This is a genomic window from Emticicia sp. CRIBPO, assembly GCF_009905725.1.
In the GTDB taxonomy this organism is placed as follows: Bacteria; Bacteroidota; Bacteroidia; order Cytophagales; family Spirosomataceae; genus Leadbetterella.
On the sequence record NZ_JAAAKV010000003.1, the window covers coordinates 191,087 to 210,383 of the forward strand.

The following is a 19,297-nucleotide window of genomic DNA, read 5'->3' on the forward strand; positions in this document are numbered from 1 at the left end:
TAAATATTAATACCGGTATTTGGTTCCTTGCATATCGAATATCAGCTCTTTTGTGCCGTCACGGTGAACGACATAAAACTTATTATGTTCATTTATATCAATCCTCTCCGGGATGTCTGAATCTTTCGGGAAATAAACGTTCAGGTTCTGGGCATCATTAAAGTCAATTTCATTTTTCTTCAGGACGGATGAGTAAATCGTTTCATTTTTTGAAGGAATAAGTACAGTATCACCTTTAACATATCGGCTCATGATCTGGTCGGCGATGCTTTTATAAGGATTAGGAATCCTGGGGTTTGCGACAAAAGTATACTTGGGAGATCTGTCTTCATACAGATCTTTCAGCTCATGATACAGGTTAATGCCCTGGTAGGCCATGATCGCATACATGAAATACCGGATCAGGCGGGGCTGTGTAGTCAGTTCTGAAATGCCTACGGCAAGGATGATGGCTACAAAAGGGATGGAAAACCCGATATAACGCTGGGACAAACTAGTGGTATGACCGCTTTTAAAGGCGTCCGCTACAATATAAATCAGCGGAAGAAACATCATCATGAAAGAAATGATGATCAATGATCTGGCTTCCAGGCTCAAAGACTTATGCCGGATCCGCCACCACCGGACAAAGAGATAAAGCAGGAAGTAGATCAGCAGACTCAGCAGAATCCCGGATTTTTTTCCGGTGTACAGCCACGATAAGGCTAAAATAATCAGCAAAGAGGCACCTGAAACAGTATATTTTTTAGCCTCCACGTTCCTGATTCCGACGATAAAGAAAATGAATATAACGGATAAAATAACCAGGTTCTTTATGCCCATTATGGCCTTGAAAAGACCGTTTGACACTGGGTTCAGGTCGAAAAACAGGGGCAGGGTTTTCATGGAAACGTTCTTGAACGTGCTTGGATCGACCGTGCCCGCCATCGGATTTTCATCAGGATGAAGGGTGGCCAGTTTCAGGTGAAGGGCGTTTTTATCTTTAAGAAACTGCATAGACCACTGCCCGCCCCCGGCTGTAAACCACCAAAACATGACGCCTCCTGTAAAGGCGGCCGCCAGGCTCATCAGCACCCAGTTTTTGATCCTTCTTTCGTAAATAAGAAACACAACCACATGACAGACAGGTACCAGGAAATTCAGATAGTGATTAAGGAGGCTTAGGGTAACGAGTAAGCCGTAAACAACGACCAGCAGGTATTTTCTTTTATCGATTTTCGGATAACGTATGATCTCTATGAAAAAATAAGTGCTGGCCATCAGCAGAAGAAACGACAGGGTATAACTCCTCGCAAAATGACTCAGGGCAATGTTAAGAGGTTCAATAGCGAGTAAAAGAGCGGCGAACAGAGCCGTTTTGGTGTCTTTAAGATACTTCCTGACAATGTAGTACACCAATGCGATCAAAGCAACATTGAAGATAACGCTGGGGAATCTCAGGGAGAAATCCGAAATGCCGAAAACCTTTACCCAGGTGTTTAATACATAATTATAAACGATGTGCGTCCCGAAATCGGACCTGGCTACGGCATTGAAAAAATCTTCTGAGGTTTTAGGTTGCCAGAAATCTCTGGGAGTGAAATATTTCTGATAGATTACTTCCGGCTGATTGATCCCCCCGACACAGATACCGTGGGCATTCAGAATGGTGAATTTTTCATCGATATATAGTCCGTACTTATCAAGATTGAACACTCTCAATCCAAATGCAAACAGAAGCAGAAGAACCAACAGGTAATTTTGTTTCATCTCTTAATAATCGTCAGTTTGGGTCTGTTTTTTAGGGTGCAGGATTTCGCTAACCGGGTGCCCTGGTCTGTAAGCGTCGTTTGAATCATGCGAGATTTACGTTACAGCCGGAACGATATAACTCATCCTGCGGCGGTAAAATTAATAAACTTGACGGAAACAACAAAAAAAAGACATTTACAGCAGATTCTGCAGTCTGCTGTAAATGTGGGAGATAAGCATAAAAAAGCTGATCGCTTATGTTTTTTTACCCATGAAGAGAATACATGGGTTAAGGTTGGTTGTCAGTATCTGTATCTGGAGTCTTTAAAATCAAAAATAACAATCCTTTTGCCATCGGATTTCTTCAGAATGACTTTGTTTTTTTCGTGATAATCGATTTTCTGAATATAATCGGCGTTTTTCGGGAGGTAGATGTTTACAAGCTGGGCATCTACGACCGACGGGGTTATCTTTCCGGCATCATTGATGAAAGTACCATGCGACGGATAGAAAATGGTATCGTTTTTGGCATAATTGTTCCGGATGAATTTCGATATGGTGATGTAAGGGTTTTTCATCCTCGGTTCACCGTATTCTGCAAAATAGTGCGGTGCCCTGTCGTCATAAACAGAAGAGATAACGGACACTATATTTGACAACTGTAGTGCCAGGGAGGTCCAGAAAAGTGCAGAATAGTCCGGTTTCGAAATATAAACCCAGTTGATAATAAGGGCCAGCAGGCAAAGATTAAAACTGTAGGCATAGCCAGGATACCTGGTGATGATCCTGAAGGTGTTGCCATCCATTAACGCGAATCCGACCAATGATATGATAGAAATGAAGGACAGTAAAGCCAGAAATACCAGCTTGGGCTTTAAATCCGGATCTGACTGGGTCCTGATGTACCTGAAGCAGATGAGCGGTAAAGTCAGGTTAAATGAAAGTATCAGAAAGTGAAATTTATTGATCGTAATAAACGAGAAGAGAGCCACAGTGGCTACGAGAATGATCACTGTTTTCTGAGCAGCAGTAAGTTTTCTCAGGTTAAAAACAAGAACAGCAATACCGGCAGCGGTTATGGATAAGAGAATGTTGACCATACCTACTGTATTTCTGTACAAACCTTCCGCAGAAATAAACATCAAGGATATCACATGCCGGATCTGTAAGGCGATATTTTTTGGGGTGGATTTGGACAGAAAATCATTAGGGGCTGTTTCTGCAAGCTGATTATAGGTATCTGTGCTGTTTTTGACAAATTTGTACATGTATTTTCCACCGTCAAGCACCAGCCATGACGACATCGTCGCAACAGGAATGAGCATAGCCGCTGTAAAAAAAGCAATGGTCCTGAGGTCTCTGTGGAAAAGCATCAGGTGAAGTCCGTGTATAAAAAACAAAGGAAAAATAGCTACATGGCAAAACAGGCATGCCGACACGCTGAAGCCATATAAAATGAGCCAACTGGTGGCTTTTCCGCCGTCCTTCAGCTTGTCTATCGTCAGAAGGAACAAATGCGTGGACAGCAGGGCCAGGAAAAAGAGCAGTGTATAAGTCCTGTTGACCTGGGAGTAAACTATAAAAAAAGGTGATATGGTGGCCAGGAAGGAGGCTATAAGAGCTACATTCCTGCTTCTGAAGTGAAACCTTACAAAATGGAATATCAGGGGAATGGTAGCGAGGTTAAATATGACGGGCAGCAGTCTTATCCAGCCGTCGGTGGTGCCTACCATTTTAGTCCATCCGCGTAAAACCAGGAGATACAGGGCTCCGTTTCCGTTGTCGAGCCGGGCGATGGCTTCTAGGAAATCTTTTGTGCCTTTTTTACTCCAGAATTCTTTGGGGGTAAAGGCTTCATTATGGGGTTTGCGGACGGAATTTAACTGATTATTACCATCATAAACAATGAACTGGCTGACAAACAAACTGTATTTTTCATCTCCGGCTAAACCTCTTTCGTTGATGTTGGTAATTCTTAAAAAAAAGGCGGCGAATAAAAACAATGCTAAAAAATAGCTGGATTTAACATTTTTAAGTATTGACATAACTGGTATTATGTTTTACAGGTTTTATGGATGATTAAGGGTTTATAATGAAAGCAGTAATAACCGGAAGCCTCCGATTATCGATGCTTTTAAACGTACTGAATACATACCACGACCAGAGAACGGTAATTATTATATTTTTTGGGTTATTTTTTTATTGCCGGGGAAATTCAGGACTTGCCGGGAGTTTCCGTAAATTTCTCGATAATATATCTCGGACGGGCTTTTACTTCCTGGTAAATCTTACCGATGTATTCGCCTATAAGTCCGATAGCGATCATGTTGGAACCGCTGAAAAATGCCATGGGCAGCACTATGGAAGTCCAGCCCGCCACAGTGAATCCTGTAAATTTGCTGATAAGTACGAAAAGCCCGATGCCGAATGCCACAAAGAAGTTAAAGAACCCGAACCAAAGGACCATACGCATCGGGAAAGTAGAGAAAGAAGTAACGCCTCCCCAGGCGAAAGAGATCATTTTTTTGATCGGATACTTGCTTTCGCCCGCTTCACGCTCGGCTCTTTTGTAGTAGACATTTTCAGATTTGAACCCTATCGTCGGGATAATTCCCCTGATAAACATGTTAACTTCACGGTAATTGTCAAGCTCGACCAGGACATTGTTGTCAATCAAACGGAAATCAGCGTGGTTAAAAATGACAGGTACGCCCATTTTCTGCATGATTTTGTAAAAACTTTCCGCGGTAAACCTCTTGAACCAGGAGTCTGAAGTACGGTCGTTCCTGACCCCGTAAACCACTGAGGCCCCTTCCTGGTATTTTTCAACCATCATACCAATGGCCTCGATGTCGTCCTGAAGATCTGCGTCAATCGTGATATAACAATCGTATTGGTTTACATTTTCGAGTAGTCCCGCAAGAATGGCACTTTGATGGCCGAAGTTCCTTGAGAATTTAATCCCGGTAATCCTGGAGTTTTTGCGGCAGAGTTCTTCGATCATCTGCCAGGTCCTGTCACGGCTTCCGTCATTTACAAAACAGATTTTACTGGTATCAGACAACAGATTTTTATCAACAAGTTGCTGGATGTAATTGTTAAGTCGTTCGTAGGTTTTTTCTAAAACCTCCTGCTCGTTGTAGCAAGGTACTATCAATAAAAGTTTTGAATTCATTTATTGGAAATTGAGGCTATGGCCGTTTTGAATTTTATTAAATTGAAATGGACTTTGATCATTTTGACTATCAGATGAGTTTTAGTAACTATGATGCAATGAATTAAGGTACGCAAAAATAGCTACATTTTCGTAATGGTGAACTCAACTCTCCGATTTTTCTTTCTGGATTCGTCTGTTGAGTTGCTGTTCAGCGGCCGGGTAGGGCCCCAGGATTTGATGCTGATCCTGCTTTCGGCTATGTCTCCTTTCTCTACAAGATAGGATTTGACTGCCTTGACACGGTTTTCAGCCAGCTTGATGTTGAGCATGATATCTCCCTGGTTATCAGTGTGTCCTTCGAGCAATATCTCAATTGTAGGGTTTTCCTGCATGAAGCCGATGATGCGGGTCAGTTCGGCGTAGGAATCTTCCCTGATTTCAAATTTCCCCTGATCAAAAAACAGGTTCTGAAGAATCATCTTCTGGCCGGTTTTCAGGGGCATCATGTTGAAAGTCTTCTTTATTTCCATGTAGGCCTTTTCTTTTGAAAGGTCCATGATTTCGAGTACATCCACATACCCTGGCAAAGAGGCTTTTAAGGTATATTTTTCACCTAGTTTTAAGATGGATTTATATTCATGAAGATCTTCGTCATACGACCATAAAAGCGAGTCTGCCTTGACATCGGAGCTCATAAGGCTTACTTTGGGTTGAAGGGCCGTGCCACCCATCATGTCTGCAAACTGGAAATTCAGCATCGCCAGCGGCTCCGGTTTGATGGAAGGAAAAAGCTTGACCCTGAATATATCTTCACCGCCGATCGAGTTTTTGGACGAACTGAGATAGGCGAATTCTCCTGATGCAGGGATGGTAATATAGCCGTCCCATTGCGGTGAATTGATCTGGGGACCCAGGTTTACCGGGGTAGTCCAGTTTTTCCAGGTGTCGTCCAGCCGGGTGCTGACAAATATATCAGCGTCGCCGTAGCCTGAATGCCCTTTGGAATTGAAATACAAGGTTTTATTGTCTGCTGCTAAAAACGGGGAACCTTCACTGGCCGCTGAATTGACATCAGGGCCGAGATTCTGAGGTTTGGAGTAGCTTCCATCTGGTTTTTTGAACGAAACATACAGGTCTTTGTCTCCAAAAGACTGCATCCTTCTCAATCCCATGATCAGGATACTTTCATCTGAGCTGATGGCATATTCGGTATCGGTTTTTTTAATCCTTAATCTTTCGTCATACACATCCAGGGCCTGGAAATCTTCGATAATGATCTGTTCAGGCATACTCCATTTATTGGCTTTCCTGGTCGATCTGGACAAGCCGGCAATGAATTTCCCGTTGGGCAGGTAAACATTCAGTACAAAAAGACTCTTGCCGTCTGCCGATATCGTCGCGGCTGCGTTATTGGAGGAGTTATTGATGGGCTGACCGATGTTTTCAGCCGGTTCCCAGGTACCGTTTTTGGCCAGTTTTGAAAACCAGATGTCCTGGGCTATTTCTGCATTCTTATCTTGTTTCCCGGTTTTTTCGGTAATGTTATTGGGGTGGTTTAAACGGGTAAAAAACAGCGTTTTACCATCCGGGGCAACAATAGGGGCCACTTCGCCAAATTTTGAATTGACATTGGTCCCCAGGTTTTCTTTTTCCAGTTTTTCGGGGATCTTCTCTGCAATGTTGATGGTGGCCCGGATAGGGGAGTCTGAACCGGAAATGCCTATAGCGTCATATTCCTTAAATCCCTTTTTGATAGAATGTACCACCAATATCTTAAGAGCTACTACCTCAAAATCTGTTTCGGGAATGCTGATATTCCAGAGCCGGCCGCTTGATTTGGGCTCGTCTTCTGCATTCTGATAAAGCAGGAATTCTTCGTTTTTGCTGTTGTACCCGAAAATCCTCCCTATGGCCCCTGGATTGACGTTTTCAGCAATGGCGATCTGCTTTACTTTTGTACCTTTTTCAAAACCCACTTTAATGTAATCTTCTCCAAAATTTGACCCGGTAGGCCGCCATGCACAGGGCGAGCTGATGGTCTGGGGAAGTACGTTGGGTCTGCCTAATATCTGAACGGCCTGATGTTTAGGACTATAGTTGTCATCAGCAGTTTCAGAGGATTTTTCTAAAACCTTACTTGCCCAAAGCACTTCCTGGGAAAAAGCGTCCTGACCGGTGACTATCAACAATAAAATAATAATCCTTAACATTTAATCAAAAATCTTCTTTTGGGTTACCTATTTATAGTGTTTTGTGTGGTAAATTATACCAATATCTTATCAATGACCTTGCCTCCGACATCCGTGAGTCTGAACGGCCTGCCCTGGAAATTATAAGTCAGTTTCTCATGGTCAAAGCCCATCAGGTTCAGAATGGTGGCTTGTAAATCATGCACGTGGGTCCTGTCTTTGACTCCATTATAGCCAAGTTCGTCCGTTTCACCGATACTCACGCCTTTTTTGAGTCCTGCACCGGCCATCCAGACCGTAAATGCCTCCAGGTGGTGATCACGGCCTTTGAACGCCAGGGTTTGCCCGTCGCGGTTTTCCTGCATCGGTGTCCGGCCGAATTCTCCTCCCCAGACTACCAGTGTTTCGTCAAGTAATCCGCTCATTTTAAGGTCTTTGAGCAAAGCCGTTACTCCTTTGTCGGTAACAGAGCAGAGGTCTTTAAAGCCGCCGTCAAGCGAAAGGTTCTTGTCCGTTCCATGCGAATCCCAGCCCCAGTGAAATAACTGTACAAATCTCACGCCACTTTCTACTAACCTCCTGGCTAAAAGGCAATTGTTATTAAAAGAAGCGGCTCCTACTTCCGCTCCGTACATTTCTCTGACCCATTCCGGTTCTCTGCTGATGTCCATCACTTCGGGTACAGACATCTGCATTTTGAAGGCCATTTCGTATTGTGAGATCCTGGTCAGTATCTCAGGATCTTTCACTTCTTCGTATTGTTTTTTGTTGATTTCGTTGATTGCCGAAATCGTATTTTTACGGATATCGGTTGACAAACCGTCCGGATTGGAAACATATAAAACCGGATCTGCCCCGGTTCTGCATTGAACCCCCTGGTAAATAGAGGGGAGAAACCCACTGCCCCAGACACTTTTTCCTGCATCCGGACTTTTACCGCCTGAAGCCAGTACAATAAAGCCCGGAAGGTTCTGATTTTCACTGCCCAGACCATAAATAGACCATGATCCCAGGCTTGGCCGGCCTAATCTCGGGCTTCCGGTGTGCATCATGAGCTGTGCCGGGGCATGATTAAACTGGTCGGTGTACATCGCCTTCAGGAAGGTCAGATCATCGGCCATTTCAGGCAGATAGGGCATAAAATCCGAAATCCACGCTCCTGAGCGGCCATGCTGGCTGAAATTGGCAATAGAGCCCAGCATTTTAGGAACACCCCTGATGAAGGCAAACTTTTTTCCTTCCAGGAATTCCTTGGGGCAGTCTACCCCGTCATACTTGATCAGTTCAGGTTTATAATCAAACAATTCAAGCTGGGAAGGAGCCCCGGCCATATGAATATAAATGACTCTCTTGGCTTTGGACGGAAAATGAGGGGCTTTAGGCAGTGTCGGATCAATGCCCGCCAGGTGGTTCGGGTCGCCTGAAACGGCAGATTTGGCCGGACTTTCGCAGCCCGAAAGGATCATCGAATTTAAAGCCATGGCTCCCAAACCTGTCGTACACTTTTTAAGGAAGTGCCTTCTGGTCTCAGCTTCTAGTCTGGCCAATTCAAATTCTCTGAGGAGTTTCTGCATTTTGTTAGTTGAATAAAAATCCAATTTAACGATTTTGCAGAAAATAACGGTTTTTAAAGGCCAATAATTGAAAAATATTTTAAAAACCCGGTCCCCTGGCATACAAAGAAAAAGGTGCCGCCGAAACGGCAACACCTTTTTTACCCTCTTTTACCTCTATAGTTAATAAACTGTTTTTTTTGATGTTAATAAAGTGTAATTGCTTATTTTACAATGCTTTAACAGCAGCTGTAAGTTTTGGCAAAACGTCAAATACATCACCTACAATACCATAATCGGCTGCCTTAAAGAACGGAGCTTCAGGGTCTTTGTTGATGACAACGATCACCTTTGACGAGTTAACCCCCGCAAGGTGCTGAATAGCTCCTGAAATACCACAGGCGATATAAAGATTAGGGGCTACTTTAACCCCCGTTTGTCCTACGTGCTCATGATGAGGTCTCCAGTCAAGGTCAGAAACCGGCTTCGAACAAGCGGTTGCTGCTCCCAGGGCTTCGGCCAGGTCAAGGAGTGGCTGCCAGTGTTCAGGGCCTTTCATTCCTCTTCCTCCCGACACCACAAGGTCGGCTTCAGGCAACGAAACAGCTCCTGATGCTTTTACCGTCTCAGTTACCTTGGCATCAAATACCGAAGCATCCAATGAAATGCTGAAACTCTCAACAGCAGCTTCTGACGAAGTTTCTACAGTTGAAATGGCATTCTTCTTGATCGCAATGACCTTGATGTCGCTGCTGATCTGGGTAAGGGCAAAAGCTTTTCCGGAGAAAATGCTTCTTTTGACCTTAAATCCTGACGAAAGATCAGGAAGTTCTGTGACATTACCCACCACACCTGCTTTCAGGGCTCCGGCTGCACGGGCCGTCACGGCGTCAGCCAGTGAAGACTTGGCGGTCACGATGATTTTTGCCCCGGTTTTGCTGACCGCTTCCAGCAATACTTTTGAATAAGCGATAATGTTCGACTGAAACAAGCTGCTGTCTCCTGCGTGCAGCACTTTGGCTGCTCCGTAGTTTCCGGCTTTGCCCAGTTCGGCAGCAGATGCCTCTCCGATAGCCAGTGCCGTCACTGATCCACCGGTCATTTCTGCTACTTTTGAAGCATAAAATATGGCCTCAAATGATGTTTTTTTGATGCTGCCTTCAGCTAATTCTATATAAACTAATACTGACATGATCTTTTTGTTTTTTGATTCCGGATAATTTAACTGATTACAATACTTTGGCTTCCGTTTGCAGCAATCTGATCAATTGCCCGGCATCTTCTGCAGGGATCATTTTAACTGCTCCTTTGGCCGGAGGAAGATTGTATTTGTCTATCGAAGTCAGTGATTCACCACTTGGGGCTACCACTTTCAAAGGTTTTGTCCTGGCGGTCATGATTCCTCTCATGTTCGGGATTTTCCATTCAGCAATGGGCTCCTGACATCCCAGTACCAGCGGTAAGCTCGCTTCCAGTTTCTCTTTCCCACCTTCAATTTCACGGGTCATTTTGGCATGGTTGCCTTCAATGCTCAGTTCCATTACCGGAGAAAAAGAAGCCACTCCCAGCAATTCACCTACGATGCCATGCACCACACCTGAATTGTAATCAGTGGTTTCGCGGCCCATCAGGATCAGGTCATAGTTTTCAGCCTTCGCGATCCGGGCAATCTGCTCAGCCACAAAATAAGAATCGGTAGGCTCCACATCTACCCTGATCGCATCATCAGCCCCAATGGCCAGTGCTTTACGGATCTGTGGTTCTGCATCAGCCAGGCCTACATTAAGCACCGTAACCGTTCCGCCTAAACTTTCTTTGAGTTCAACGGCTCTGGCCAGGGCGTAATCGTCATACGGCCCGATGATGTATTGGATACCGGTTTTGTTGAATTGGGTATCTCCGTCGGTAAATGAAATTTTGGAGGTTGTATCTGGGACTGAGGATATACAAACGAGTATTTTCATTGTATAATATGGTTATGTTTTGATTAATGTTGATATTTGCAAACACAGTTGCACTGAAAAGAAAATTGTTATGCAAGCATAACAATTACAAATGTAAAAGCTAATAAAATAGTATGCAAGCAGAACGTTTAAAATTTTTACTGGATGATCTGAAGGAAAATCCGGAGGACCCGTTCAACTATTATGCCCTGGCTCTTGAGTATCAAAAAACGGACAAAACAGCCGCTGAAAGGTACTTTTCTGACCTGCTGGAGCTTTTTCCGGAGTACCTTCCCGCTTATTATCATGCTGCCGGTTTCTTTTTTGAGCAGGATGAAAATCAAAAAGCGGAGGCTCTTTATCTCCAAGGAATTCAGCTGGCTGAAAAACTGAATAATCTCAAAACACTCAAAGAGCTCAAAGGAGCCTACCAGCAATTCAAAGACGAAACAGATGATTAACTATCAGATCAACACTTTTAATATCAATCAGAACTCAAAAAAGATACTTCTGATCTATACAGGCGGCACTTTCGGGATGGTTTACGATAACACGGTCAAAAGCCTGGTTCCTTTTAATTTCAACCAGATACTCAACAACCTTCCTGAAATACAACGGCTGGATTTTGAATTAAGTATCCTGGCTTTGCCTGAACCGATCGATTCTTCGAATGTCTCCACCGAGATCTGGCTTGAGCTGGCAGCGATCATCCGTGACCGCTACGACCTTTTCGACGGGTTTGTGATTCTGCATGGCACTGATACCATGGCATACTCGGCCTCGGCCCTGAGTTTCCTGCTGGAAAACCTCAGCAAGCCGGTTATATTTACCGGAGCACAATTGCCGATAGGTCTGGCAAGAACTGATGCCCGTGAAAACCTGATTACAGCCCTGGAGATAGCCTCTTCGAGCATCGACGGCCGGACCATTGTGCCGGAAGTATCCATTTATTTTAACGGGAGGCTGATCAGGGGAAACCGGGCTAAAAAACAGGAAAGTTCACAGTTTGATGCCTTTAATTCGGAAAATTACCCGTTTCTGGCCGATGTGGGGGTGACGATAGATTTTAAATTTCCTTACATCCGCCCTTATTTACCGGATCTGCCGCTGAAAGTCCATGAGCAGATGAATCCGCATGTGGCCATATTGAAGATTTTTCCGGGAATGAGTGCGGAGGTGGTCAGCCACTTTTTTAAACTGAGCCATCTGAAAGGAGTGGTGATGGAAACTTTCGGAGCGGGCAATGCCCCTTCAAAACCTTGGTTTCTTGATGAGCTGAGAAAGGCCACAGAGCAGGGGATAGTGATCATGAATGTGTCGCAATGTACCGGCGGAAGGGTGATCCAGGGTAAATATGAAACCAGCAGGGGGCTGCAGGAAATCGGGGTGATTTCGGGCAAAGACATTACCACCGAGGCCGCGATTACCAAAATGATGTTCCTTCTGGGCACTGAACCGGACATAGAAAAAGTGAAAATATTGCTGGAAACACCACTGGCCGGTGAAATGGATTTGATATAAAGGAACTGATTTTAAAATGGTGTTAAGTAAGGTTTGTGTCAGGATTTTTGAAAATTAATTTTTTGTTGCCCGATATTTTGCCTTATTTTGCAGTCTGAAACAGAGAGGTGTCCGAGTGGTTGAAGGAGCTACCCTGGAAAGGTAGTATGCGGGTAACTGTATCGAGAGTTCGAATCTCTTCCTCTCTGCTGAAAGCGTAGATCATGCATATGGTTTACGCTTTTTTTATTTCAAATGTATGAGCCGGAAGAAAATAATGGATTATTCCCGAATAATATTAAAATTTTTTTATTATTTCACGGTGATTATGTCTCTGGGTGAGGCGTATTTTCAATTCACTTAATTTTTATATAAACCCAATAGTATGAACATCACAGATTTAATCGGTGGAGGAATTGGCTCAGTAGTCAGTTCTACCGTTGCCAAAACACTTGGCATTGAAGAAAGCAAAGCCAAATGGATCGTGTCGGCGGCCGTTCCGCTGATGATTGCAGCATTGAATTATAATGCCAAAAACAAAGGCCAGGCGGCCAATATCGACAATGCTCTTGACCAGCATTCCGGAGGAGGCCTTTTAGATAATCTGGGCGGCCTGTTCTCAGGAGGAGTGGCCGATGACGGCAACAAGATCGTAGGACACATCTTCGGAAACAACACGGGCTATGTAACTGATAACCTTTCCCAAAAAACAGGACTTTCTTCAGGACAGATAGGCAGTGTCCTGTCGGTTTTGGCTCCGGTGGTGATGGGCTACCTGGGTCAGCAGAAACAGGCTCAGTCTTCAGGCGGCGGAATTGGTGACCTGATAGGCGGTCTTTTGGGTGGCGGCCAGCAGGGTGGTGGTGCCGGAGACCTGATCGGTAGTTTACTGGGCGGCGGACAACAAAGCGGCGGTGCCGGTGATCTGATCGGTGGCCTGCTCGGTAATGTTCTCGGAGGCGGTCAACAGCAGCAGGAATCTCCGTCAGCCGGAGGTGGTTTAGGAGTTTTGGCTGATCTTGCGGGTGAGTTTTTCAAGCAGAAAAGCAATCCTGCTCAAGGTGGCAATGTGCTTGACTCTCTGGCTGGTTTGTTTGGAAAATAAACAATATGATTTATTCCCCGGGAAGGTTCTGAATCAGGCATCCCGGGGAATTTTATATTTATGAGTCAATAGGAATAACCTCTGAAAATGCATCTGATCATCCAGGAAGCAGTTTCGGCGATCATGGAAGAAAACAATTAATCAAGCAATGAAAGGTCTGTATTTTTATCTTCTGATAATTTTATGTGTCAATAGCGGAGTGAGTCAGACTCAGCGGCAGGATACAAAACAAGGCCTTGATCTTTTTCTTCTTATAGGGCAATCTAATATGGCTGGCAGAGGTAAACTTGACAGTCTGCCCGTAAAATCCGACAGTATATGGGTTCTCAATAAAAACAATGAGTGGGTCATTGCGACAGAACCCCTTCATTTTGACAAACCTGTGGCGGGTGCAGGACTGGCATTTTCTTTTGCATCAGACCTGTTAAAAACATCGCCCCGTAAAATAGGTCTTATTCCATGTGCCGTGGGCGGAAGTTCTATTGATGCCTGGATGCCGGGGGCTACAGACAAAGCCACTGGAACGATGCCATATGATGACGCCGTCAAAAGGGCGGTGCTGGCCTTGAAATCAGGTCAACTCAAAGGGATTTTATGGCACCAGGGTGAATCTGATTCTAACGAGCGTGCTGCAGCCCTTTATGAAGAGAAGTTCTATGCCCTTCTTCGTCATTTGTCCAGGGACCTGGACGTCAACCTGGATAAAATTCCTGTAATCACAGGAGAACTGGGGACATTTTATACCTCCCAGGAGAAAAATAAAGAAGGCCTTCGGATCAATGAGATTTTTCACCGCATAGCCAGCAAAAAAACGAACGTTTATTGCGTGTCCTCATCCGGCCTGACAGACAAAGGCGATGCTACTCATTTCGACACAGCGTCTCTACGTGAGCTGGGAAAAAGGTACGCCCTGGGTTACAGGATTGTTGCTGAAAGACTTAAGAAATAGGGCTGGGGTGTACAGTATCTTTTATTTTAGACACCACTATTGAAACTTCCCCTCAAATTACTATTTTTGCTGTAATGGTTACCCTAAAAATAAGCCTTATCCCAAAATGGAAGTAAAAAATATCAAGAAGGTCTGGAATGCCTGGTGCATGTACGACTGGGCCAACTCCGTTCATAATCTCGTTATCATTACCGTTATTTTCCCGATTTATTACCACGCCAACGCGGTCAATGAGCAAGGCGGTGATCTGATCAAATTCTTCGGTTTTGAGGTCAATAATGACGTTTTATACAGTTATACCATTTCTATTGCCTCTATTCTCCTGGTTATTCTTAATCCGATTCTGAGCGGTATTGCTGATTACAGCGGTCGTAAGAAGCTGTTTATGAAGATATTCTGTTACCTGGGGGCGGCCTCATGTGCCTATTTTTTCTTTTTCAATAAAGGGAATGTTACCAGCATCGTGATTGCGTTTGGTTTATCCATCATCGGATGGGGTGGAAGCCTTGTGTTTTATAACTCATTTTTACCACAGATCGCCACAGAAGACAAGTATGACCAGCTGAGTGCCAGGGGATTTGCATTTGGTTACATCGGTAGCGTGCTATTACTGGTGTTTAACCTGCTGATGATCATGAAGCCGGAATGGCTGGGATTGACGGCGGAAGATTCCAAATCAGGGTTTACTTCCAGGATTGCCTTTCTGACGGTGGGTATCTGGTGGGCCTTGTTTGCCCAGATTCCTTTTTATGTTTTGCCTAAAGACCAGCCTAAAAACTTCAATTCCAGGTGGCTGATCAAAGGCTTTGGTGAGCTTAAGAAGACTTTCAACGAGATAAAGGAACGCAATCTGCTTAAAAAATTCCTTATGGCCTTTTTTGTCTATGACATGGGCGTGATGACAGTTATTTACATTGCCACGATTTTTGCTGATAAAGAGCTTAACATCCCGAGAGACGGTCTGATCATCACGCTTCTGCTGATTCAGCTGGTGGCCATTCCCGGGTCTTATCTTGCTTCCTACCTTTCTGAAAAGTTCGGGAACACCATCGCACTGAGAATTGAAATCCTGATCTGGTCAACTGTTCCCCTGGCTGCTTATTTTACGACTACTACCGGGCAGTTTTATGTGATTGCTGCTGTTGTGGGTCTGGTAATGGGCGGGATACAGTCGTTATCGAGGTCTACCTTCGCCAAGCTGATTCCTGAAAACACAGACAACACCGCCGCCTATTTCAGTTTTTATGATGTCACAGAAAAACTGGCCATTTCGATCGGGACTTTTATTTTCGGGTTTATCATCCAGGTCACGGGAAATATGAGATATTCGGTCTTGTTTATCCTCGTTTTATTTGTGATAGGCTTTATTATCCTGATCAAAATTCCGTCTAAGCATGTATACAGGGATTGAAGAATGCTCTGAAAAGTAAGGATATTTTCAGGAGCAGGGTTGCAGTTTTAGATTTCTCCATTAATTTTGCAGTCCTTTACGATTCAAAGGATGTTAGCTCAGTTGGTTTAGAGCGTCGCCTTGACAGGGCGAAGGTCAGCGGTTCGAATCCGCTACGTCCTACTCTTTCATCTTTCTGCTTTTACTGTCGATGATCATATGAATTACCTGATTGCGGACCTCAATATCAAACTGGACGGACATAAATACGGTTTTGTTCAGAACATCATTGATTACCTTTCAGAAGAAAATTACCCTCATTCGTTTTACTTCCTGGTCAATAAATCCCCGGAATTCGTATTGAAAAATCCGGCAAAAGAAAACATCAGGATCATCTGTCTCACAGATGCAGAGCAATCGGCTTCTGACCTGGAATCCAAATTGCTGAAGAAATCATCCCTCCAATGGCAGTTTATTTCTGCTTACTGCAGCCGGTTGGAAATTGACCGCCTGATACTGATGGAGCTCGATTTGTACCAGGTGGCATTGGGTAGAAAAGCCAGTCCTTTTGAGATCAGCGGCATTTGGTTCAGGCCACATTGCAGGTCGCTTCCCGAGCACAATACCATCAAAGACGTACTGAAACACAAGCTCTGGATGATTCAGAAGGAAGTGCTGATCAGGTCGGCACTGAGAAACAGGAATCTTCAGAAAGTGTTTGTTCTGAATGATAATAAGGTGGTAGACCAGATGAATCACCGTTGTCACCAACGCTTTTTTTATCTGCCTGATCCTGTGTTTGATTATCCTCATGATGCCGGGTTTAACGTCAGAAAAGCCTATGATATTGAAGAGGGGAGGGTCGTATTCCTGCTTTTCGGATATATTGACGAGCGTAAGAATGTGCAGAATATCATCAGGGCCCTCAATACCCTGGAGGATAAGGATGCAGAGAAAGTCTGTCTGCTGATTATCGGAAAATTTGCTCCTGGTTTTCAGAAAATACTGACCAGTGAATTCAAACAGGAGAAAGCATACCAGGTGGTGATGAACGATCAGTTTGTGAGTGACAGTGAGATGGAGTCGGTTTTTGAGCAATGTGATGTCAGCCTCAGGATGAACATCAATTTCTTTGGCTCAAGCGGGATCATCGGCACAGCGGCTAAGTATAATAAACCGAGTATTGTTTCTGATTTCGGTATTGTAGCTGAGCTGACCGAAAAATATAAATTAGGGGAGCTGGTCGATCCGTATTCTATTTCCGGGATCAAAGAAAAGATATTGTATTTCCTTGCCGGCCCTCAAAACAGGCAGATCGATGGTCAGGCTTATTACAAGGCCCATGACCGCGAAGCTTATGTGAAAACCCTACTGGATCTGTAAAGCCGACTTATTTTACCAATAGCCTGTTTACTTCATTTATCCAGATTTGTTTTCCTTCACAATTCCAGTGGGAATCACCTTTGTCAAACAGCTTTTCACCACCTTTCTGCAAAGGCTTCAGCATATCGATGTGTGGCATCTGCAGGGCCGGATGGCTTTGAATTCTTTGTACGAGGTGGTTATAAACCCCCAGGTCCTGCCCGAGTATAGAGGTTTTATTGGGGATAATGCTCAGGTAAACTTCATCAAAACCTATTTTCCTGTAAAGGGCATAAGTAGTGTTGACATTGTTTACCAACTGATTAATCTCTTTATCTTCAATTTTATCAAAACACGAACTGATGCCGGGTTTGGAATCCACACCGTAAAAAATGTTTTTCCCGTCCGAACTCAGTTTTACGTTTTCACTGACCCGGTCAAAAATCCTGTAGTTCAGCATGGCTTTCCATTCTTTAAACATCAGCATAAGGTCCGAACTGAATAAAACAGCCTCATGCCGTTCGGTTTCGTAGGGAATCCTGAGCTCAAGCAAGTCATCGGTTGTCCATTTAAATTCCTTTTTACGCTCTGTTACCGGGTGGTTTACCAGTTTTACCTGGTCCCAGGGTTTTGTAAAACGTTCTCTGAAGTGCCTTTCAGTGGTTTCTATGATAAGGATTCTTTTTAAGCCATCCTGCTTCTTTACTTCATATGGAGCAAAAACCTTGGTGCGGTCAAAAACCTTTACATCGAAATGGTCCTGTTCAATTCTGCCCTCTTCCGTAAAGCTGTCTCCGGCTAAAACCAGTTGAATGTTTTTTGATCTCTCACTTTTCGGAACCGCACATTTCTCTATCGGCACTTTAAACTGCGGCAGGTTGGATAAACGGTACAGATCACCGTAGCGGTAGTCATCATGGATGATGTCGTTTTTATACAACAATTTCGCAAAGTCCGTAGAACAACCCGCGAACCACAGCAGTCCGAAAACAAGAATCAGTATGTATCTCAGCCAGGTTCTCATCAGAATTGGAAATAAATAAACTGGTTAGCATTAAAAACACCCAGGAAATAACAGGCCAGCACCAGTCCGCAGAACTTAAGATAGAACATCGGTGTGTTTTCTGTGGAGATGGTCCTGGCATAAATATCTTTCAGGAAGAGGAAAAGAATCAAGATCCAGCAAAATACAAATTCTGTTGTGCTGAACGGCATCGTAAACCCTTCAGTGACGTCCATCGTAAAAATCCTGGTGAGGATAGTTTTGGCATTGTGAACGCCCCTTGCCCTGAAAAACACCCAGGTGATGGATACGAGTATAAAAGTAAATATCATCGACAGGACCGGCATGGCGGGTAGTTTGAAAGGCAGGTACTTGTCCCTGAACCTGGCCATGATCTGGTAAATGCCGTGCAATGAGCCCCAGATGATGTAAGTCCAGGCAGCTCCGTGCCACAAGCCGCTGACCATAAAAACGATAAAAACGTTGAGGTAAAGTCTAAACTCTCCCGACCGGTTTCCTCCCAGTGGAATGTAGAGGTAATCCCTGAACCAGCCTGATAATGAAATGTGCCATCTTTTCCAGAATTCTGAAATGCTTTTGGAGAGGTAGGGAGCCTCGAAGTTTTCCATGAGTTTGAATCCCATCACCCTGGCTGTGCCGATGGCGATATCTGAATATCCTGAAAAATCACAATAAATATAGATAGAAAAGAAAATAGTAGCAATCAGCAAAGTCAGTCCGGAGTGCGAGGATGGGTTATCAAAACAATAATCTACCATCATCGCGAGTCTGTCGGCAATCACCACCTTTTTGAACATCCCCCAGGCCACACGGATAAGGCCTTCCTTGATGTTGTCGAAGTTATATTTAAAGAAAGAATGAAATTGCCATAGCAGGTTCTGCGGCCTTTCGATCGGACCGGCCACCAACTGAGGATAAAACATCACGTAAAGAGAATATATGATGAAATCTTTCTCCGTTTTCTGATTGCGGCGATATACCTCAATTGTGTAACTCATGGCCTGGAACGTATGAAACGACAAGCCAATCGGCAGCTCTGTCGGATAGTTTTCGATAGGATTTTCCCAACCGAAAATGCTGAGGATGAAGTTAAAGTATTTAAAAAAAGCAAGAAACCCGATGTTCGTAATGAGACTCAGAATCAACAGCCACTTTCGCTTTTTCCCTTCGCTTTTTTCAATCCAGATCCCCGCGAAGTAGTCGATAAGAATGGTAACCAGGAGGATAAGAATATAGACTGGCTTGAATGCCATGTAGAAATAACAACTCGCCAGGAGCAACAACCAGACTCTCCCTCTTTGTCTGAGAGCAAAGTAGAGTATTGTAACAACTATGAAAAAGAAGACGAATTGTAAGGAGTTAAAAAGCATTCCCGGGTTCTAAATGGTTTCAGT

At 44.1% G+C, this 19,297-nt stretch carries 15 protein-coding genes and 2 tRNA genes; 8 read left to right on the top strand and 9 right to left on the bottom strand.

The annotated features are described in order from the left end of the window. Window positions 1-6: 6 nt before the first annotated feature. From GVN16_RS07615 to GVN16_RS07645, 7 genes are all read right to left on the bottom strand, one after another. Window positions 7-1,749, bottom strand: a complete 1,743-nt coding sequence (locus GVN16_RS07615) for a glycosyltransferase family 39 protein (protein ID WP_166563270.1) — start codon at window positions 1,747-1,749, stop codon at window positions 7-9. A gap of 284 nt (window positions 1,750-2,033) precedes the next feature. Next, the gene (locus tag GVN16_RS07620) at window positions 2,034-3,776 is read right to left on the bottom strand and encodes a glycosyltransferase family 39 protein (RefSeq protein WP_166563271.1); all 1,743 of its coding nucleotides are present in this window, start codon (window positions 3,774-3,776) and stop codon (window positions 2,034-2,036) included. A gap of 170 nt (window positions 3,777-3,946) precedes the next feature. Beyond that, a complete protein-coding gene (locus GVN16_RS07625) occupies window positions 3,947-4,906 on the bottom strand; it encodes a glycosyltransferase family 2 protein (protein ID WP_166563272.1) in 960 nt (319 codons plus the stop codon). A 122-nt stretch (window positions 4,907-5,028) separates the two neighbouring features. Continuing rightward, the gene (locus tag GVN16_RS07630) at window positions 5,029-7,098 is read right to left on the bottom strand and encodes an OmpA family protein (RefSeq protein ID WP_166563273.1); all 2,070 of its coding nucleotides are present in this window, start codon (window positions 7,096-7,098) and stop codon (window positions 5,029-5,031) included. A gap of 53 nt (window positions 7,099-7,151) precedes the next feature. Continuing rightward, entirely contained in the window at window positions 7,152-8,651 is a 1,500-nt protein-coding gene (locus GVN16_RS07635; RefSeq protein ID WP_166563274.1) for a DUF1501 domain-containing protein, read from the bottom strand. A gap of 208 nt (window positions 8,652-8,859) precedes the next feature. Continuing rightward, entirely contained in the window at window positions 8,860-9,822 is a 963-nt protein-coding gene (locus GVN16_RS07640; RefSeq protein ID WP_166563275.1) for an electron transfer flavoprotein subunit alpha/FixB family protein, read from the bottom strand. Between the two features lie 37 nt (window positions 9,823-9,859). Beyond that, window positions 9,860-10,594, bottom strand: coding sequence for an electron transfer flavoprotein subunit beta/FixA family protein (locus tag GVN16_RS07645; protein WP_166563276.1), 735 nt, complete (start codon window positions 10,592-10,594; stop codon window positions 9,860-9,862). A 113-nt stretch (window positions 10,595-10,707) separates the two neighbouring features. Between GVN16_RS07645 and GVN16_RS07650 the strand changes: the two genes are divergently transcribed. The 8 genes from GVN16_RS07650 to GVN16_RS07685 all read left to right on the top strand — a co-directional run bounded on the left by GVN16_RS07650 (window position 10,708) and on the right by GVN16_RS07685 (window position 16,900). Then, a complete protein-coding gene (locus tag GVN16_RS07650; protein WP_166563277.1) occupies window positions 10,708-11,034 on the top strand; it encodes a tetratricopeptide repeat protein in 327 nt (108 codons plus the stop codon). Beyond that, complete coding sequence (locus GVN16_RS07655; RefSeq protein WP_166563278.1) at window positions 11,027-12,094, top strand: asparaginase; 1,068 nt, start codon at window positions 11,027-11,029, stop codon at window positions 12,092-12,094. The genes GVN16_RS07650 and GVN16_RS07655 overlap by 8 nt, the downstream gene beginning before the upstream one ends. A gap of 101 nt (window positions 12,095-12,195) precedes the next feature. Beyond that, window positions 12,196-12,282: transfer RNA gene (locus GVN16_RS07660), tRNA-Ser, on the top strand. A gap of 176 nt (window positions 12,283-12,458) precedes the next feature. Next, window positions 12,459-13,178 carry a DUF937 domain-containing protein gene (locus GVN16_RS26195; RefSeq protein WP_166563279.1) on the top strand — a complete coding sequence of 240 codons (720 nt, stop codon included), beginning with the start codon at window positions 12,459-12,461 and terminating at the stop codon, window positions 13,176-13,178. A 148-nt stretch (window positions 13,179-13,326) separates the two neighbouring features. Beyond that, window positions 13,327-14,127: a sialate O-acetylesterase gene (locus GVN16_RS07670; RefSeq protein ID WP_166563280.1), complete on the top strand. Its 801-nt coding sequence runs from the start codon at window positions 13,327-13,329 to the stop codon at window positions 14,125-14,127. 106 nt (window positions 14,128-14,233) lie between these two features. Beyond that, window positions 14,234-15,538 carry an MFS transporter gene (locus GVN16_RS07675; protein ID WP_166563281.1) on the top strand — a complete coding sequence of 435 codons (1,305 nt, stop codon included), beginning with the start codon at window positions 14,234-14,236 and terminating at the stop codon, window positions 15,536-15,538. 87 nt (window positions 15,539-15,625) lie between these two features. After that, window positions 15,626-15,700, top strand: a tRNA-Val gene (locus GVN16_RS07680). Window positions 15,701-15,736: 36 nt separating this feature from the next. Further along, window positions 15,737-16,900: a glycosyltransferase gene (locus GVN16_RS07685; RefSeq protein ID WP_166563282.1), complete on the top strand. Its 1,164-nt coding sequence runs from the start codon at window positions 15,737-15,739 to the stop codon at window positions 16,898-16,900. 7 nt (window positions 16,901-16,907) lie between these two features. On the opposite strand, the gene GVN16_RS07690 is transcribed toward GVN16_RS07685, so the two are convergent. After that, entirely contained in the window at window positions 16,908-17,903 is a 996-nt protein-coding gene (locus tag GVN16_RS07690) for a hypothetical protein (RefSeq protein WP_166563283.1), read from the bottom strand. After that, window positions 17,903-19,273 carry an MBOAT family protein gene (locus tag GVN16_RS07695; protein ID WP_166563284.1) on the bottom strand — a complete coding sequence of 457 codons (1,371 nt, stop codon included), beginning with the start codon at window positions 19,271-19,273 and terminating at the stop codon, window positions 17,903-17,905. Before GVN16_RS07695 ends, GVN16_RS07690 begins: the two co-directional genes overlap by 1 nt. Between the last annotated feature and the right edge of the window lie 24 nt (window positions 19,274-19,297).

Coding starts and splice junctions, on each gene's coding strand:
- GVN16_RS07685 (WP_166563282.1), top strand. CDS start 15,737: ATGAATTACCTGATTGCGGACCTCAATATCAAACTGGACGGACATAAA.
- GVN16_RS07615 (WP_166563270.1), bottom strand. CDS start 1,749: ATGAAACAAAATTACCTGTTGGTTCTTCTGCTTCTGTTTGCATTTGGA.
- GVN16_RS07695 (WP_166563284.1), bottom strand. CDS start 19,273: ATGCTTTTTAACTCCTTACAATTCGTCTTCTTTTTCATAGTTGTTACA.
- GVN16_RS07645 (WP_166563276.1), bottom strand. CDS start 10,594: ATGAAAATACTCGTTTGTATATCCTCAGTCCCAGATACAACCTCCAAA.
- GVN16_RS07620 (WP_166563271.1), bottom strand. CDS start 3,776: ATGTCAATACTTAAAAATGTTAAATCCAGCTATTTTTTAGCATTGTTT.
- GVN16_RS07670 (WP_166563280.1), top strand. CDS start 13,327: ATGAAAGGTCTGTATTTTTATCTTCTGATAATTTTATGTGTCAATAGC.
- GVN16_RS07675 (WP_166563281.1), top strand. CDS start 14,234: ATGGAAGTAAAAAATATCAAGAAGGTCTGGAATGCCTGGTGCATGTAC.
- GVN16_RS07630 (WP_166563273.1), bottom strand. CDS start 7,098: ATGTTAAGGATTATTATTTTATTGTTGATAGTCACCGGTCAGGACGCT.
- GVN16_RS07640 (WP_166563275.1), bottom strand. CDS start 9,822: ATGTCAGTATTAGTTTATATAGAATTAGCTGAAGGCAGCATCAAAAAA.
- GVN16_RS07655 (WP_166563278.1), top strand. CDS start 11,027: ATGATTAACTATCAGATCAACACTTTTAATATCAATCAGAACTCAAAA.
- GVN16_RS07690 (WP_166563283.1), bottom strand. CDS start 17,903: ATGAGAACCTGGCTGAGATACATACTGATTCTTGTTTTCGGACTGCTG.
- GVN16_RS07650 (WP_166563277.1), top strand. CDS start 10,708: ATGCAAGCAGAACGTTTAAAATTTTTACTGGATGATCTGAAGGAAAAT.
- GVN16_RS07635 (WP_166563274.1), bottom strand. CDS start 8,651: ATGCAGAAACTCCTCAGAGAATTTGAATTGGCCAGACTAGAAGCTGAG.
- GVN16_RS07625 (WP_166563272.1), bottom strand. CDS start 4,906: ATGAATTCAAAACTTTTATTGATAGTACCTTGCTACAACGAGCAGGAG.
- GVN16_RS26195 (WP_166563279.1), top strand. CDS start 12,459: ATGAACATCACAGATTTAATCGGTGGAGGAATTGGCTCAGTAGTCAGT.